Raw genomic sequence first — 17,863 nt, forward strand, 5'->3', positions numbered from 1 at the left:
GTTAAACTTATAACATCTTATAGATATTAAGGAGAGGTAAAAGATGAAGATACAAAACCCGGAAACTAATCAACTACCACAAGGAATCGAAATCAATGATATTAAACTAGCAGTTGATTCTTCAGGTTATCCATTACAAACGATCATCGCTCAAAAACTCCTAGATAAAGATTTTATGATTCAGGATGAGTGGAGCTATGTAGATAGTCAATCAAATTCCTTAAGAACGATGGACATTGTTGCACAGAAAATGTTATGGAATCTCGAAAAATATCAGCCTAGGATTCGTCCGGAACTAAATCTATTAATAGAATGTAAACAATCAAATCTTCCTTATATTTTCTTTCTTAATAATACGAAACCTATTAGATATGAATTTCCTATAATAGCAGGTGTTCCTCATGAAGAGATAACGATATCATCAAATGATACTATTTCAACATATATCAACCCAGTATATGCCACTCTGGGTCTTGAAGCGGAAGCTTTCTTTCGGGAAACACCTGAATTTTGTTCAACATTTTCAAAGTGCTCACGTAGAGGTAAAAATATTGAGCTGTCTGGAAGCGATGCCTATAATGGCTTAGTTCTTCCTTTAATAAAAGCTACTCAATATTTTGAAAGTAGTCAGAAATCTAAATCTTCAGCTGTGTATCATGACGCACATTTAACAATCCCCTTAGGTATTGTTGATGCACCTATGTTTGGTGTTAGAGTATTGGAAAAAGGTAATGAGTTATTTCCTTTACCATGGGTAAGAGTTCTAAAACATGAGTCTTTTGAAAACAATGAAGCTTATAATAATCAGAAACTATATGCACTAGACGTTGTTCATAAAGATTATTTCGATACATATATGAATGAGCATCTCATTCCCTTCGCTAAAGTGTTTAGTGAAAGGGTCCATAAGCACGAAAAAGTATTATTAGCAGGAAAAGGATTTATAAGAGATATGGAAAGTCAGTGGCCACCATCTCTTGAAGAAAGACTAGAAGTCAAATCTTTTATCAAAAGGACAAGTAACCTGATACCGAAATTACTTAAAAAATAAAGAACTTGCTCGTTCCATTTACTTTTCATGTCATTACTTTATCTAACCTAATATAAAAAATGGATACTAAACACTTTGAAAGTTCATAGAAGAAACCCACACCTTTCCAGAAAAAATTAAGCGAAAGGTGTGGGTTTGACTTTGGTGTAGCATAGGTTTTATAAAAAATCTTATTCAAAATATTTTAAGGACGCACTATACCTTCGGATATTGCTTTAGCAAGACTGCCATAAATCATTTTTGCTTGTAGTTCATCCGCAATCATACTATGTATCTTTAAATCATATTTTACTTTAAAGATTTTCATATAATTTTCTGTATGAGATGTAGAATTGGTTTTTTTATATTCTTCAAAAATGGTATATTGATCTACATACGCTAAAAACGATTCAAAAACTAGTGTGCTATCAAAATATAAATCATTCGTAAAACTATACTGATTACTAGTACCAAAAAGATATTTGTGAAACTTTTTTATTAAATTGAATTGATCATTGTTTAGATTGAAAAATTCACTAGATAATAGCTTACGTTTATACGATTCATTTTTATCAGACTTCAAATCTAGTGTTAATTTAGATATATAATTTCCTATAAATGCTACTAAAACGTCAGCAATTCTTAAGCCTACATATTTTCCAGAATCCAATCCTTCATGAACTTCGGAGAAAAGTAGCTTCTTAAAGGGATGACTTTTTATCCCATCATCAAGCATTAGCTCGATTTCATCTGGAACTACTTTTAACTTTATTAACCACAAATCCAAACTAAATACAGCTTTTTCCCAGTTTAATGTAATAAAACGTTCACTTTCAAAAAAATCATCTACTAAATAAGTTTGGTAAAGGTTAATTATATAAATTAACTCATTATAGATTTCTAGTTGAACCTTTAATTTATCTTTGAATCGAAAACCTCCATGTTCTTTAGTGAAGGATTTTAAGTCCTTTAATATTAATTTAATTACTTTGTTATTTGAAAAGCTTTCATTAAATAATGCTTGTATAACTTCTTGGCTTGCCTCATTCTCTGCATATTTTATAAAATTATATATAATTCTGTTAGCATTAGGTATAAAACCTCTACTTGCTAATTTCAAAATCCATCCTTTGAATCTTTTATCTACAACTAAGGTTATTTTATTTACGACGAACACATGGTAATCAACTTCATTTTCTAATAAAATATCAATTAAATCGCTATAGAAATCCACTCCGTTTTTCTTTAAACTGACAGCACCGTATTTAAAGTTTTTCTTTAAAATATAACTACCTTTCAATTCGGTATCCTTACCTTTGAATTTTTGACTAGTAGCCTTATATTCTTTTTCAAGAACAAAATAACTAGTATCCAGATGCGCTAAATAATTTTCAGGAACCCTAACAGCGGTGGCAATAAAATCTTTCATCATATCTGTTCCTAGCTCTATCTTTTGTTGATCGTTGTAAGGAGTTTTTGAGTTTCCCAATGCTTTTATAGTTTCTTGTGTTCCTTTTTCATCGATATAAATATAATCCACTATGTTCTTCCCCTTTGCATTACTTCATCTGTCTATTTTACATTAATGAATTGCTTAAAAATAAGAATTGAAAAGTAATTACAAATAAGAAAAGGGGTGCTCAAAGAGCACCCCTTCCGACTATACAGCCAACCTTTTTATCGGCTGACCCGCCGTCACGCACGATATTTTATAAATTAATAATAACATATAAAAAAAAAGGAAGACATCCCTTAAAAAAATATATCTATCTTGAATGAATAAATGATTACTCGTATTCACATATCTCTTTGAACCACTCATCCACTAATTCAATTCTTTCAACTAAAACTTTTGGATTATCTGCTACACAGATAAACGCAGCCGTAGAAAAAACACTTGAATTAGAACCAGTAAATTGCGACCCTATTTTCGCAAACTGATGATAGTCAACTACCCATTCATAAGGAATTTTTTCAGGCATACTTTTTAAAATACCAACTTTCGGACAACTTAGTACCCAACCTAACAATTCATTGTTTTTTGAAGCTGAAATTAATTGATCATAATTATTTAAACTCGACAAACCTGCCTCAACTCTAGCAACTTCTTTGGTTATATGAATTCCATACTTTTTCTCAATTGCTTCTGGAATTCTCCCGCCACCTGTTCTACTTGCAATCTCACAGAAAATTAGCTCATTATTTTTAACGAAAACCTCTAAGTGAAATGTAAAATTGTCGGGTTTAGGCATACTTTTAATCACTTCTTCGGTATATTCTATTAATTTTTGATAAAGAATATCGCTTTTTTGAAGCCACATACTAGCAGTGGAAACACCCTTCTTAAATTCCATACAGCCATTTATATATTTTGAAGGAATAGCTAATTGAATTTCTTTATTTAGAACCATTCCATCCACATGATACATTTCACCATCGATAAATTCTTCTGCAATATAATTTAAAATATTGTTTTGTTTTATTAAAGTCTCAAGCTCTTGAAGATTTGATACTTTATTCGTATTTACTGAACCAGCACCATCATTAGGTTTAATTATTATGGGGAAACCAATATTTTCTATAAAAGAGTATAAATCTGAATATGATTCCAATAACTGAAAATCAGGAGTTTTAATACCTTGCTTCCGAACAGTTTCTTTCATTACGTCCTTATCCCTAAAACATTGAGCGCTATGCTTTGATTGACCAGCAATGTTTAATAAATCTCTTAAATCACCGGCTCTTTTCAAGTCAAATTCTCTAAATGACAGAATTTTGTCGAATTTATACTTCTTATGTAATGCGCATGCTAAATTCTCTACTTCCCAATAATCATGCCAATTTTCTATTGATATGAACTTATAGTTCTTTTCTTTAATATTTTCTTGATAAGAATTTAAGTGACCTTTTGGCGTAAGACATATAACATTGCCTGTGAAATCTTTTAGCCAAACGTTTAACGGAGTGAAATAGTAATTTGATGAATTTAAGACAAGTATGTTCATTCTATTTTCTCCTTTTCAAGTTTATTGAACAGAAAATACTAGTTTGAAAGCTTCTGCTTTTTCTACCCCAATTTGATTTCCGCGCCAGCTAGCCAATTTTTCCATATCCTTTGCATAATGCGCGGTATTACCACTGTTTTGAGATTTATGTAATAAAAAAGCATTGTATTTATAATAATAATAATCAGTTATATCTACAAATACATTAGGTGTAAACGCGGATCCTTTTAAAGGGTTTTTTTGATTAATTTGTTCAAAAAAATATAAGGAAAATAGATTTTTTCTTAAACAAGACTGCACAGAATTCGATATAATTCTATGATCTTGATGACTGTCTTCATCCCAATGGGTATAAATAATATCTGGTTTGTACTTCTCAATTAAATTATCAAAAAGAGTAACTAACTCAATATATTCATAATGTTCTACAGCTTCATTCATATTTTCGTCGAGAAATACACATTCTATACCCAATAAATTTGCAGACTCAATTGCTTCTTTTCTCCTTATATTTCCTGGATGTGGTAGGCAAGAAATAATATTTATTACTCTATTACCAGACTTTACGTTTTTCAAAGCCGTGCCTCCCATTCCGATTTCGGCATCGTCAGGATGGGCAGTAATAATCAAGACAGTTTTCATTTTAGTCTCACCTTATAATTATTTTATTTATATGACTTACTATATTTTTTATGTCTGTGTCGGTCATATCTACATTAAGCGGTAATGCAATATGATTATCAATAAACTTTTTTGCTAATGGGAAGGATCTATTTTTAAATTCATTTTTTACACAGTGATGTTCACTTAATAAAAATGGATAACACTTTCCTACACCAACATGTTCTTTAGATAGTGCATTTGTTATTAAATTAGTCATATTCGTAGATTCGAATTTTAAAATAAATTTATAGAAACTGCTAGTTTTAGAGGAGCTTGAATATTCATCTTGAAATTTACCTGGAACATTAAACTCTTTAAGATATTGAACATATAGTTTAGCCAAAAAGTTTCGCTTTTCAATAATCTTTTTTAATTTTTCCATTTGAATTACGGCTGCTAAAGCATTAAATTCACTAATTATCCAATCTGAACTCAATTCTTCACAATTCCCTACACTATTCACACCATGTGTCCGCATTAAATTGGCTTTTTTATATAAAGAGTTCTCATCGGTTACAATCACCCCTCCAGTTCCAGCTGTAACAATCTTTGTAGGGTACAGTGAATAAATAGAAGCGTATCCAAAGGAGCCAGCTGGTTTGTTCTCTAAATACGCTCCTACTGAATGGGAGCAATCTTCAATTAGATATAAACCTCTTTTATTACAAACACTTTTTAGAAGTGGTAGCGAATCGCACATTATTCCTGCTATGTGAGTGACAATTACCGCACATGTATTTTCATCAATATTTTCGCATAGATCATCTATAGAAATTGATAAAGAATCGTAGTCAATATCAACTATTACTGGTATGCCTCCTGCATTTTTAATAGCATATAAAGTGGAAATAAATGTGTTAGCCGGAATAACAACTTTTTTACCGCGTACATTTATATGCTTTAAAATAATTTCTAAAGCTGCGGTAGCTGAAGAAACAGCAACCGCATATTTTTTAGTAGAAAATTTCGAAAATAAATATTCTAATTTATCTGTATATTCACCAAGAATCAATTTCCCGGAATATAGAATCTGCGAAACACTATTTGTATACTTTTCAATATCTTCTTCACTAAATTTAGGTGATGAATTCCAATTGTTTTTCACGTATTCTCATCCTATCTTCAAGAAAAGACTCTTTAATTAAATATTTATCTGTATTAAACACATAATCTAATATAGATAAATTTTTGCTGCCTAAATGATTGACTCTTTGATAAATAGGTTCAACGAAATTTTGTGGAATTAAATTTAATTTATTTTCTGTAAATTTAGCTGTTTCTAAATAAGAAGAACCACTACCGAAAATGTAATATTTACCCTCTAAAATTTTACATATATCGACAAGCTTGTCTGTTCGGTTACTATCAATATTTAATTCTGATGAAGAGATGAGTTGTGTATCTATTTTTAAATATATTAGTAACTTTTTTATTAAATCAATGTTTAACTCATATAAAAACTCATGATCTTGATTGTATACTGAACAAATTAATTGATATACCTCGGGAAAGTTAGGAGCTTGATTGTAATTATAGAAAAGAGTTTTTAAATGCCTAGATTTCCAATCTCTCATATAACAAATTTGCTTTTTATTAATTCTTTCATAGCTATTATTTGAACGTATGGGAACAGTTAAATAAATCTTTCCATTTTTAGAATCAATAGAATTTCGGTTATGAAAATCACCCTTTGAATACTGAACATCATCTAAAAAAACAAAAGTATCTGATAAGCTAATTTTATGAAAATATCCAATCCAAGGAATAAAATTTGGTTGATGTATAGCAATATAACTCATAATTCACCTGCTTATAAATAATATCCATGTTTCAAATCAAAATCACTTGAAGCAGGAGTAAGAGTTTTATTTTCCAAGTAATCATCCATTACTTTGTTGTATTTATGATGTCTACACATTCTTAGATCACATCCCAAAGATGTCATTCTGTTATTTAGCATATTAATTACTTCTAAATGTTTTTCAGAACCCCATATTTCCTTTATAGATTTCTCATTAAGATTACCGATGCAATACTCCTTAGTTGCACCATAGGGAATCTCAATATATACTTCGCCAAGTGTAGAAATTAATAAATTATGCCCTAATTTAATTGTCCAGCAATTTGTTGCCGGTATTAAATTTGGCGGTGGTAATAAACTATTTAAAAAATCTTCTACATAAGCTTCATTGATATCTAATTTTTGTTTTACAATTTCTTTCAGTTCTTCTTTTTGACTTGGTAATAGCTCAACGTCTTGACCTTCTTCGAAATTATTTACACATCTCATACTAATGTGATCTGGCTTAATTTCATTCTTATAAAAGTTATAAATTTCAGCAAGATATTTATAATTCTCTCGAGTAATTAATATTTTTGCCTGTATTTCTGGATATTTTAAATTATAATCTTTTTTTAACTTCATTATATTTTTAAAATTTTTAGTTTGTAGCTTAAAAGTATTTACTTTTACCACATCTTTAAAAACTTCTTCGTTGTGGCCATAGACACTAATTGATATAAAGTGGAACTTACTAATAATTTCGGGAGAGATTAATGTATTTAACATTACCCCATTAGTTACTAAGCTAGGCTTTGTTTGTATTCCATAATTTTGTTCTAAAACTATGTCTTTAATAGTCTTTCCTTCATCTCTCCATGATAAAGGCTCCCCACCTCCCGTATAAATTAGTCCTCTTGTTCCCATCTCTATTAAATCTTTATGTACACGTTTAACTAACCCATAACTATTTTTCTTTAAGTGTTTGTTTCTATCTTCATAAGAACAAAAGGAACAATGCTGATTACAAACTGCTGTGAACTGAAAATCAACACTCCAAGGAGCTGGTGAGATTTCAAGGAAATTTTCTTTCGTTATCTCTGTATATCCTAAGTCACTAAATTTTTGGATTCTGTTAGTATATAGTACTTTATCTTCTTCAAACTCTACCTTTGGTTGATCTAATACTGATAAAGGCGTCATGCCTTTTTTTTCTTCCATAAATTTCATCCCTTTCTATTTTATGAGCAATGGTGTTAAATTTTTAAACTCCTGAAGCTCATCTTCAAAGGGATACCCATGGGATAGCCTTTGCTGATGCATAATAGCTTCTTTCTGATTCTTTTTAGACAATAGGTTTAAAACATCCAGATATACTGTACTTAACTCATCCCAGTCTTCTTTATAAATATTCATCATTTCTTTGTAATAGTCTTTAAATAAATTGCTTATTTCAGACTCCCAAATCATTGTTACCCTTTTATAATTTTTTTCAGTATAAGAATAACCACAAAGTTTTAAATTTTCAAAAACATGATTTAAGGATTTTATAATCCAAAAAGGAGATATATTATACATCGTTAATCTAATCATTAAATATTTTATCCAATATCTAAGGTTTTTTGCTTGTGGATTTTTATTAGAAGGCTTTACACCATCCAGCATGGCTATGGTAATAGATCTTAACATTTGAATGGCATAGTAACCAATGTAATCTTTATTAGGTTCAAAAAATTCTTTTCCTAAATCATTTTTTGCAAAAACTAAATAATCAGAGTACATTTTTGTTTGATAAATATTATATTTTTTTTCTTTAATAAATAAGAATCTATCTAAAATTCCTCCTGCTTCTATAGTTAAGGAGTTTTCATAACTCATAAGTACAAAGTCATAAATCGGAAAGAATTTATTGTTTGAATCTGAGTATAAGAATTTTATATACTCTCCAGTCACATTTTTCCCAGAGTGATTAAATTCGTAACTACTTTTTTGATCTTGAATAATAATTTGATTTTCTTTGAAATAAGTAGAAATTGTTTCTTTATATAAATTATAGGTTTCTTTATAAATCAATACTTTCAAACTGTTTCTATTTACCTCTATTACTTTTTCTAGAAATTCAATAGCTATAAGAAGTGGTTTACTAATATCTTTAACATTTTTGTAATAGAAATTGCTCATGACTTGAAAATATGAAAATAAAGGATATCTCATTGCTTCATTATTTCCAACTGGATAATAGACTCGCTGGATAGAATACGAATTCTTTTGATCATTTAATATTTCATTCACATGTGCCACTAAAAGAGAAGTATTATAATCATGCTTTCCATGCGTATCGGTAATTTTTTTTTCTTCCAAGTACTCAAAATTTTTTTCGCAAAAAAACTTTTCTATTTCTTCTCTTAAATAAATCATATACTTCATCCTTTTTTTAAAAAAACAGTTTGATTTTGACTACTTTAAAAGTACCTAACTTTTTCTTTGCAATCTTCAAAATTTTCTGATTCTATTACGTAAACACCTTCAGTGTCATTAGTATTAACTGGTTTACTATTATTTGTCCTAAGTGTTTCTTTAGCAGAAATTATCCAACTATTTTTTAGTGTCTGCATCTTGTTTGTTTTATATTTTTTTACGCACGCTGCATATTTCTTGGGCACATTATTTAGTGCATGGAAGTTCACAGGTTTTTCTATGGTCAAATCGTATAGTATTTGAGCCAAATCTACTCCATAGGCTAGTTTTATTAATTCTATTGTTTTTCCCCCACCTACTCTACTGGCTATTTCACAGAAAATAAATTCTCCTTTATCATTTTCGAAAAACTCTAAATGAAAAGAAGAAGTAAAACTCTCACCATTGTTCAATTTTTTTATTATTTTCTCTGTGTATTCTTTTACTTTTCTAACATATTCTTTATCTTGCATTTTCTCACTAGTCATCATACTGTAACCGCCAGAACCATTACTCAAGGATTCTAAAATATTTTGATCATACTCATGTATTGCAAACCATTTAAGTAAGCCATTTTCTTGTATTCCGTCAACAGTGTACATGGTGGCGTTCGTTACCCATTTTTCTACTATACAATTAGAAAAGTTTTGTATTTCTTCTACATCTTCTAGTGAACTTATTTTATAAGTTTTATTGGAAGACCATCCTTTTCTTGGCTTTAAAACAACTGGGAAATCGTGTATTTTCAAAAAATTCAAGAAGTTTATTTTATTATCTACTGCTTCAAAGTGTGGTAAAGATACTATACTTTCTAAAACCTTTTTCATAAAATACTTATCCCTATATAACAGAGCGCTTTCAATATTCTGCCCCTTCATCCCGTAAATTCTCCGTAACAATGCTGCTCTTTCTATGTCTGATTCTTCTAAAGAGTATATTGAATCAATTTTATGTTCTTCGATTATATTAATTGCTTTTTTTAAGACGTTTTTATTTTCAGGGTAATTATCAAAACATATTGTATTATCAAATTCATTTAAAGTATATTCGTTAAAGAAACGTTCATCGGTTAGAATAAATGAGTTTTCGTTATCAACATAGTTTTTTAAATAAAAAGCCTCAAAAGGTACCCTAGAAAGGAAAAGTATTTTCATATAACACCCACTTCCATTTTTTTCAACGAATTATTTACATTTTATTACTAATATTCTTAATTTACAAGCTAATATATTTGTGTTTATATCATTAATATGTGTTTATTTTTAGCCATTTTTCAATAAAATCTTAAAAAACAAAGTATTTGAACAAATAAATTTTTTAACTACACATTAGCTTAGAGGAGACTATATTATGAATTCAAGAAGTTATTACCTTTATATCGGGGCATTAGCTATTACTTTTTTTGGAAACGGATTACATTCTATTGGTTTAGTATGGTTAATTTATAATATGAATTCGTCTGTTACGGACATAGGATGGTTTTTTATTTTTAGTATGCTACCTGGAATTTTATTAGCACCGATTGCTGGTGTTATTTCTGACCTGATGAGTCGACAAAAACTTATGATCATTACAGATATTTTTCGCGCACTTTTAATAATAGTTCTATTGATACTGTTCAATTTAAATTTATTAAATCTATTTATCATTTATATAGTTACTTTTCTTATCGGATGTTTTGATAAGTTTTTCTTCCCAGCAAGTTCGGCACTTCTAAGAGAAATAGTAGAAGAAAAGGAACTATTCAAAGCTAACTCTTTTAAAAATTCGGCCATACAGGTCGGCCTAATATTTGGAAATGCTTTAGGTGGATTTTTAATTGCAATAGTGGGAATGAATGCTGTTATAGTAATCAATTTACTGAGTTATCTTCTTTCTGCCATTTTCATTAAATTTATCACTTCAAATTATTTTCCTTTAAGAAAGCAAAAAATTAATTTTAAACTTAAAGAAAGTTATTCTTCCTTCTCTACTTCTTTACGAGAAGGTATAGCTTATTTAAAGAATAAACCATCAATTCTTCAGTTTGTAACAATTTCTGCTTCACTAGAATTAGTAGTTAGAAGTATGAATATTTTGCTATTACCCTTCTTAATAACCATTCTTTATCTTGATTCAAAAGCTTACGGTCTAATAGACACAGCCTTTGCTATTGGTTCAGTTATGGGAGGAATGACGAGTTCTTTTTTTCTTAAAAAAATTGGAAAATCAAATTTTCTTCCTCTTAATTTATTCGTAATTGGTATTTCTTTTATCACTTTTTCTTTTTCCAATAACTTTATCATTCCATTTTTTATCTACTTTTTAATTGGCTTTAATCTCGTTCAAGTTCAATCCTTTGTTACATCAGAAATTCAAAAACAGGTTAAAATAGAATTTCAGGGAAGAACACATAGTTCTATACATTTTATTTTATCTATTATGGCCGTTATAATTACACCATTTATAAGTTGGCTTGCCGACAGTTTATCTTTACGCCTCGTTTTTTTATTAATTGGAATACTCGTGATTTCTAGTGCGATATGGTCAATCTATCTTATTAAGAGTAAGTTAATTCTCGTATCTACTAAATCTAATTGAAAGACATTTCAACTTTTTTACAGAATTAAAGGTTTAATTGAGAAATAAAAGGTACTAAAGTCATATTCTATGGCTTGAACTGACAGAAAAAAGTTAGACATATAAATTAAGCAGCTTGTTGCACATGAGTTCGGTATACTACCGGACTCATGTTTTTTAATTTCTTCTTCATTTGTTTCTGGTTGTAACACACCATATAGTCATCCAGTTGCTGGCGGAAGTGGTCTACACTTTCAAATTCCTGTAGGTAGAAGAGCTCAGTATTGAGAATGCCAAAGAAGTTTTCAATCACGGCGTTGTCGAGGCAATTCCCCTTACGGCACATGCTTGGGGTGATGTTCCGGTTGACCAGTGCTGTCTGGTATTTTTCCATCTGGTAATGCCAGCCTTGGTCGGAATGGAGGACGAGTTCCACTGCGGGATCCAGACGCTCAAAAGCGTGTTCAAGCATGGTGGAAACCAGGTCATACATCGGTCGGCTCTGTACCGTGTAGGCAATAATTTCACTATTGAACAGATCCAGCACAGGCGATGGACAGAGCATCTGGCCAAAAAGGGCAAACTCCGTCACATCGGTCACCCACTTCTGATTCGGTTTCTCGGCCATAAAATCCCGGCTCAGCACATTTGGTGCCACCTTCCCAACGTTGCCGCGGTACGAACGGTATTTCTTCATTCCCACCCGGCAGGTGTGGCCGATCGCTTTCATCAACTTCAGAACGGTTTTCGGATCGAGGTGAGTGCCTCTTTTGCCTAATTCGATTTGGATATTACAATGTCCATAGCGCCCTTTGTGCTCATGGTAGATTTCGGCGATGTTCGCTTTCACCTCTTTGTATTTGTCGGGACGCTCGTGGTGTTTGATCCAATAATAATAGGTACTTCTAGGAATGGATGCCGCCAGGATCATATAAACGACCTTGAAATCATGCCTTAGCTCGTAAATCACTTGAGCTTTGAATTGCGCTGTTCCTGTTCCTTTTCCTTGACTAAAGCATTCAACTTTTATAAATACGCGTTCTATATACGCAGCCTTTCGACTTCTTTCTGGAGTGTTTCGTTCGATTCTTTTAGCGTTTCGGGTTTCTTCGGTTTCTCTTTCATCGATGGACGCCCCTTTTTCTTTGGAATGAGGGTCTCAATTCCGATTTGATCAAGTGTTTCCTTGTAGTTCGAGACGGTGATTTTAGAAGGACATCCAAAACAACAGCTGCTTCCGAAGGGGACATCCACTATCATTCATATAAGTAAGCGAGTCCATTTTAAATCAGGGTGTGTAGTTTGTATACCGTTTCCGCAACCCGTCTTCGGGGTGATGCCGGTAACCTTCAATACAATGATGGGGCACTTGATGGTTCAGATTATGTCGCTTGGCAACTTGTCTTATCGATACATTGCCCGCTAAACACTCTCGAACAGCACGTATCTTCCTTTCAATCATAAATATCGCCATAGAAAAACTGCACCTCCATTGTTAGTTGTGTTTAACAATGGAGGTGCAGTTCATGGCTTCATATCTGCTTTTCTTTTAGTTTGTTCATAAAACTCACTAGTCAGTTGACAAAATAGTGTCAATTCCGCATTTAAAAACTTGGTATATTCCATAACGCTAACTTTTTGTATGTCATAACGCTAAATGTAATTAGAACCGCTACCTTCATAAAACTGAAGCTTGAATATCCCGATATAAAAATACATTCCACGTAAATCATATGGTCAACTTAATTTAAAGTAGTTATTGTTAAGAAATCTTCAATTACTTTTTTATGATTGTCTACAATCTCTTTTGGTATCTCGTCAAATGAAAAAAATTCGAAATTTATTGACTCCGCTTCGTCAATAATTAATTCTCCTTCAAATTCTTCTGTATAGTAGGCGACTGTAACAACAAAAAACTCATCACCATTTTCTGCTTTCAAGTGATTCTGTTTTCCTGAATAAACGTTGATTAAGTTTAATTTATTTATTTTTAAACCCGTCTCTTCAAATACCTCTCTTCTTGCAACTTCTTCTGTCGATTCTCCTAACTCCATTAACCCTCCAGGAAGTCCCCAAGAATTTTTTGGGAATTTTCTATGTTGTAGTAGCACTTCTTTATTCTTATTAAGAATAATTGCAACAGATCCCACTAATATTAAGGGTCTTTTTCCTACAACTTCTCTCAAGTCTTGTATATATCCCATATTACTCCCCTTTTCTTTAAAAATACTTATTAATACTCAAAAATTGTTACTGAATTTATAAAGAGAAATTGTAATAATTTATAGAAATTATATTAAATGCTTCTTTTCTAAAAGTCTCCTTTATGATTCCGCTAAGTCAAGATATTTGAATGAACGTAGAATATCTTCTTATAAACAAAAGGAAAACGTAATTCAAAGTTTGGGAAGTTGGATTATATACTTCCATTAAAGAACTATCGCCTTACTGAATTAAAAAAGCGTAACAGTATCATTTGCAAACTTGCAAAATAGTCGATATTAGTGCTCGCTGTAAATTAATTTTTATGACTCCCATTTAGCTGCATGACTATAGTTTAAATAATCTCTTAGTAAAGAGACCTACTGACTTTTTTTATACTACTAAATCAGTTTTCACACTAATATAACTTGAGTCAATCAGTGCAACAGTAATGCATTTGGATAGTTAAATTTTTATTTTGACAAGTAAATGGATTGAAAGAAAAGCACCTGGTTCTTTGATATAGTGAGATTATCGAAAAATCACTATTAAACAAAAGAGATGCCCCCTATATGATAAATGAAAATCAATACAACAATCAATGGGCGAATGAATTACATTCGTTTTTTCCTGAGCTTGAAATCTTTAGACACCTCCAGAAGCCAGTAGTACCAAAACCTTTTAGTATTCATAGAACAAAGATATACATAAGCTCATATTAACGTTAGAGATAAAATATTTAATAAAAAGCGAAGTGCCTCATAGAGATACTTTCTTACCGGCTGACCCTCGACTTCGTCTTGGAATCGTTGAGCCCAACCCTGCCCATTATCGAAAAACAGGCTGTCTACCGCACAACCATCCATTCCGACCAAGGTTGGCATTACCAGCATCGGGACTGGATGAAGGCGTTGAAGAAGCAACGGATCTTCCAAAGCATGTCCCGGAAAGGGACCTGTGCCGATAACGTGGCCATGGAAAACTTCTTCGGCCTCCTGAAGCAGAAGGTCTATTACGGAGAAGCATTGATATCATACGAAGAATTAAAACAGCGGAGCGAACAATACATAACCTATTACAACAACGAACGCATCAAACAAAAATTTGCCGGCATGAGCCCGGTGCAATACCGGACACATGCCAGCCAATTAGCTGCATAAATAAAACTCTAACTTTAAGGGGGCACTCTAACCTGCTTGCGAATAACCCTGGCTTTTCTTTAGATCTACACTAACTCCAATTTAACTCTGGACTTATAAACTCTATATTGAAGAGGAATCCCTGGTCTTAATGGTATAATTACTTGAAGTAGCTAACAAAAATTATTTTCAACTTGGTTTTATTAACTTAAATTAGAGTGCTTTTTATTTTAGTACTGAAAAAGGAATAAATTAAAACCTTATTTTAAAAAGAATGAATAGGATGTGTTTTTTTTTGAAAAAATCTCAAGTTATTCTCGGTGTTCCTGGAAATTGGAAAAATAGAACGGAATTACTTCAGGCTGTCTCTTCTAAGAACGCGGGATATTTAATGGCTGGTTTTGTACTCCTTAATACAAAAAAGGATATTGACTTTCAAGTGGAGGTTTCGGAACATGACCCAAGTTTAAAGGAAGCTTTCTATGATAGTGAAATAGTTGATAAGAATCTTATAAATAAGATTGAACAACATACTTTTATAGTGAATTTAATAGCCGATGTAAATGGCCTTGAGGGAATTAAAGAAGCTATCGATGCTTGTTCAGCTTTATTGAATGCTGGTGGTCTAGCAGTTAAAGTTGAAACCGCTGGGCTAATATACTCTAAAGAAGAATGGTTTCAACTATTTAGAAACCAAGAGCCATTTCCAATATATTCACATTTTGTAATTCTTACTGAAGAAGAAGAGCTTTATTTTTCATGTGGAATGAAAGCATTCGGTTTACCAGATGTAGCAATTCCTTCTTCGATTCCAGCTGAAGAAGCAGCTGAACTGCTAAATAATTTTAATCTCTATAATATAATTGAAGAACCAAATTTTAAGGACGGTGAAATTTTTGATTTTGAATTAACTTCTCAAAGTTTTGTTGTTAAACAAATAGAGGATGTGAGGTATACAGAAGATGATGTTTTTTTTAATCCATTTGGATTACTCAATCTTATTCCAGTGTAAACAAGTGGTATAACAAGTTTTTCTTCTAACATAAAGGAAGTTTTAAAAAAGTTTCAACTTGGCCCCATTTAATGGGCAATTTATAAAAACCATACTGCAGTATGGTTGCCATTAGATGACTTTGGTATTGTTCCGGAGTCATCTTTTTTAGATTCCATTATTTCCGCGTTCTTTTGTAATGCTCCATGTAATCATCCACCAGTCCTTGCAATTCCCCAAACTGTTGCTTGTTTATTATCGACATCATCTTTGAAGTGACCAAAAAATGATTAAATGGGGGCGTTGTCGAGGCAGTTGCCCGACGGGATATCGATTGGGCCAATCCCATTTCCTTCACGCGTTGGTGGTATTCCGGATGGGTATAGTGGAAACCTTGATCGGAATGGATCATGGCTTCTGGGTGAATATTGCCATCCAGCGCTGCCTTCAGTTCCTTCAGCATGCGATAAACAATTCCATCGTGAGTGTCGTCGTGACTTCATAGACGACGATTTCCGGGGTCGCGATATCTTTTGCGGCGGACAGATACGCCATTTGCCCCGAGTGGTTGGGCTGGCACGTGATATCGATCACGAATACCTTACCGGGTACATTTTGTTCAAACTTGCGGTTCAACAGGTTGGGACAGACGGCGTGTTCCTGTGTGGCTTTGTCGATTTGCTTATAGAGATTCGCTCGCCGGACTTTGGCGAAGAGGTTGAATTTACGTATGAGGCGCTTGTGGTTCTTCGGCGTTTCCAACAATTCAACGAGTACCATATAAAAGGTGCGATACCCAATTTTCCTACGATGCGCATCGTAGATCCTTTTGACCAACAGGTAATCTCAGTAGTCTCCTGTTCTTCGCAAATGGCATGCTGTTCCACTTTCTCGAGCCAAGCGTAATAGCCACTCCGACTGACACCCGCTGTGCGGCAAAGGCTTTCCACCAAATTCTTCAGTTGGAATTTTCAAACCACCGCATTGATCGCTTCGAATTTTTCCACCGGGGTCAGCTGCGTTTCCTCGCCTGCCTCTCGAGCTCCTCGAGCTTTTTTAGCAACTCATTTTCCGCTTCAAGGTATTTGATGCGTGCTTCAGCTTTCTTCAGCTTTTTCTTCGCTGAGAGCTCTTTCTCAGAAGGGCGTCCGGTACTACTCTTTCCACGACGCTCTTCGAAGAAAGCATCTTCTCCATAAAGCCTGAACGTTGTGCGCCACCGGTTCAAAGATGAGCTCGCTTTTTTGAGCCGATAACGGTTAAATCAACCGCACTTTCACTAAAGATTTGAGCAGGGCCCTTGCCTGTCTGGTGTTCCTTTACCGCGTGAATTTTGAATTTGGGGGTTCATTGAATATGATTTTACTCATTTGACCTTTTCCCGTCCAAGGTAGCTAAATTTTGTATACCGGGGTCTAAAAACACAAAAAACCCCAAATGGGGTCACTTTTTTAGAGTGTCTACCATTTGGGGTTCAGTTCTTACAAAAATCTTTTTTAAAAAATATCTGCTGTTGATAAAGAAGCTTTTCCGCTTTGAGTAATTCACTTACAATCCGAAGCCGCAATAGAACTTTTATTATCTTTTAATCTATTGTTTGAATATTGTTGAGGAGGCAAAAATAATTCTATAAGAAAAGAAATTTACAAAATTCTAGTTAAAAGAGATACCGGATTATTTGTTATTCTCTAGTTCTTCTACATGCTCTAAGAACAAATCTTGAAGTTCTCCTTCAGTGTCCATGGAATTTAAGAACAGTTTAGGCTCCACGGAGTCTTTTTCATTTACAGGAATGCTTCCATCTATAATTCCTAATATAGAGGAAATAGTATCCACCATAGTTTGTTCAATTATTTTTAGTAAAATTTTTCTTTTGTCTTCTGGTAAGCTATTATAAAGATTTAAAGCATCTTTATAATATGGATCAGTTTTAGCATCCACTACTGCTGTCTTATATAAATTTTTATAGTCTTCAAGATTTTCCCTAACAATTAAATCGTAGAGTGATTTTGCAAACATTTCATTCATACTTTTCAC

General features: G+C 32.5%; 17 protein-coding genes and 1 pseudogene. 4 read left to right on the forward strand and 14 right to left on the reverse strand.

Annotation, left to right across the window (positions count from 1 at the left end; all coding sequences use genetic code 11):
• Positions 1-43 precede the first annotated feature (43 nt).
• The gene (locus tag DP120_RS17150; RefSeq protein WP_112224857.1) at positions 44-1,051 is read left to right on the forward strand and encodes a hypothetical protein; all 1,008 of its coding nucleotides are present in this window, start codon (positions 44-46) and stop codon (positions 1,049-1,051) included.
• Positions 1,052-1,235: 184 nt separating this feature from the next.
• Here DP120_RS17150 and DP120_RS17155 read toward each other — a convergent pair whose 3' ends face one another.
• The 8 genes from DP120_RS17155 to DP120_RS17190 form a co-directional block, all read right to left on the reverse strand.
• Positions 1,236-2,570: a hypothetical protein gene (locus tag DP120_RS17155; protein WP_112224858.1), complete on the reverse strand. Its 1,335-nt coding sequence runs from the start codon at positions 2,568-2,570 to the stop codon at positions 1,236-1,238.
• Between the two features lie 247 nt (positions 2,571-2,817).
• Positions 2,818-4,035: an ATP-grasp domain-containing protein gene (locus DP120_RS17160; RefSeq protein ID WP_112224859.1), complete on the reverse strand. Its 1,218-nt coding sequence runs from the start codon at positions 4,033-4,035 to the stop codon at positions 2,818-2,820.
• A 21-nt stretch (positions 4,036-4,056) separates the two neighbouring features.
• Positions 4,057-4,677 carry a PIG-L deacetylase family protein gene (locus DP120_RS17165; protein ID WP_112224860.1) on the reverse strand — a complete coding sequence of 207 codons (621 nt, stop codon included), beginning with the start codon at positions 4,675-4,677 and terminating at the stop codon, positions 4,057-4,059.
• Positions 4,678-4,684: 7 nt separating this feature from the next.
• The gene (locus tag DP120_RS17170) at positions 4,685-5,803 is read right to left on the reverse strand and encodes a DegT/DnrJ/EryC1/StrS family aminotransferase (RefSeq protein ID WP_112224861.1); all 1,119 of its coding nucleotides are present in this window, start codon (positions 5,801-5,803) and stop codon (positions 4,685-4,687) included.
• Complete coding sequence (locus DP120_RS17175) at positions 5,775-6,497, reverse strand: WbqC family protein (protein WP_112224862.1); 723 nt, start codon at positions 6,495-6,497, stop codon at positions 5,775-5,777. Before DP120_RS17175 ends, DP120_RS17170 begins: the two co-directional genes overlap by 29 nt.
• An 11-nt stretch (positions 6,498-6,508) precedes the next feature.
• Positions 6,509-7,699: a radical SAM protein gene (locus DP120_RS17180; RefSeq protein ID WP_165843825.1), complete on the reverse strand. Its 1,191-nt coding sequence runs from the start codon at positions 7,697-7,699 to the stop codon at positions 6,509-6,511.
• Between the two features lie 15 nt (positions 7,700-7,714).
• Entirely contained in the window at positions 7,715-8,896 is a 1,182-nt protein-coding gene (locus DP120_RS17185) for a hypothetical protein (protein WP_112224864.1), read from the reverse strand.
• Positions 8,897-8,940: 44 nt separating this feature from the next.
• Positions 8,941-10,089: an ATP-grasp domain-containing protein gene (locus DP120_RS17190; RefSeq protein WP_112224865.1), complete on the reverse strand. Its 1,149-nt coding sequence runs from the start codon at positions 10,087-10,089 to the stop codon at positions 8,941-8,943.
• 196 nt (positions 10,090-10,285) lie between these two features.
• Between DP120_RS17190 and DP120_RS17195 the strand changes: the two genes are divergently transcribed.
• On the forward strand, positions 10,286-11,515 hold the full coding sequence (locus tag DP120_RS17195; protein ID WP_112224866.1) for an MFS transporter: 1,230 nt from the start codon (positions 10,286-10,288) through the stop codon (positions 11,513-11,515).
• A 106-nt stretch (positions 11,516-11,621) separates the two neighbouring features.
• Here the strand turns inward: DP120_RS17195 and DP120_RS17200 are convergent, their stop codons facing one another.
• A complete protein-coding gene (locus tag DP120_RS17200) occupies positions 11,622-12,623 on the reverse strand; it encodes an IS3 family transposase (protein WP_276310412.1) in 1,002 nt (333 codons plus the stop codon).
• Between the two features lie 613 nt (positions 12,624-13,236).
• Complete coding sequence (locus DP120_RS17205; RefSeq protein WP_476704080.1) at positions 13,237-13,680, reverse strand: NUDIX hydrolase; 444 nt, start codon at positions 13,678-13,680, stop codon at positions 13,237-13,239.
• 876 nt (positions 13,681-14,556) lie between these two features.
• Between DP120_RS17205 and DP120_RS17210 the strand changes: the two are divergent.
• A pseudogene (locus tag DP120_RS17210) lies at positions 14,557-14,856 on the forward strand (transposase); the annotation flags it as partial.
• 274 nt (positions 14,857-15,130) lie between these two features.
• The gene (locus DP120_RS17215; protein WP_112224869.1) at positions 15,131-15,847 is read left to right on the forward strand and encodes a DUF4261 domain-containing protein; all 717 of its coding nucleotides are present in this window, start codon (positions 15,131-15,133) and stop codon (positions 15,845-15,847) included.
• 157 nt (positions 15,848-16,004) lie between these two features.
• Here DP120_RS17215 and DP120_RS17220 read toward each other — a convergent pair whose 3' ends face one another.
• The 4 genes from DP120_RS17220 to DP120_RS17235 all read right to left on the reverse strand — a co-directional run bounded on the left by DP120_RS17220 (position 16,005) and on the right by DP120_RS17235 (position 17,854).
• The gene (locus DP120_RS17220) at positions 16,005-16,289 is read right to left on the reverse strand and encodes a hypothetical protein (RefSeq protein ID WP_112224870.1); all 285 of its coding nucleotides are present in this window, start codon (positions 16,287-16,289) and stop codon (positions 16,005-16,007) included.
• Positions 16,283-16,663, reverse strand: a complete 381-nt coding sequence (locus DP120_RS17225) for a hypothetical protein (RefSeq protein WP_112224871.1) — start codon at positions 16,661-16,663, stop codon at positions 16,283-16,285. The genes DP120_RS17220 and DP120_RS17225 overlap by 7 nt, the downstream gene beginning before the upstream one ends.
• Positions 16,664-16,838: 175 nt before the next feature.
• The gene (locus DP120_RS17230) at positions 16,839-17,054 is read right to left on the reverse strand and encodes a hypothetical protein (RefSeq protein WP_112224872.1); all 216 of its coding nucleotides are present in this window, start codon (positions 17,052-17,054) and stop codon (positions 16,839-16,841) included.
• 446 nt (positions 17,055-17,500) lie between these two features.
• Complete coding sequence (locus DP120_RS17235) at positions 17,501-17,854, reverse strand: transposase (protein WP_112224873.1); 354 nt, start codon at positions 17,852-17,854, stop codon at positions 17,501-17,503.
• Between the last annotated feature and the right edge of the window lie 9 nt (positions 17,855-17,863).

This window comes from Planococcus halotolerans (assembly GCF_003289955.1).
GTDB classification, from domain to species: domain Bacteria; phylum Bacillota; class Bacilli; order Bacillales_A; family Planococcaceae; genus Planococcus; species Planococcus halotolerans.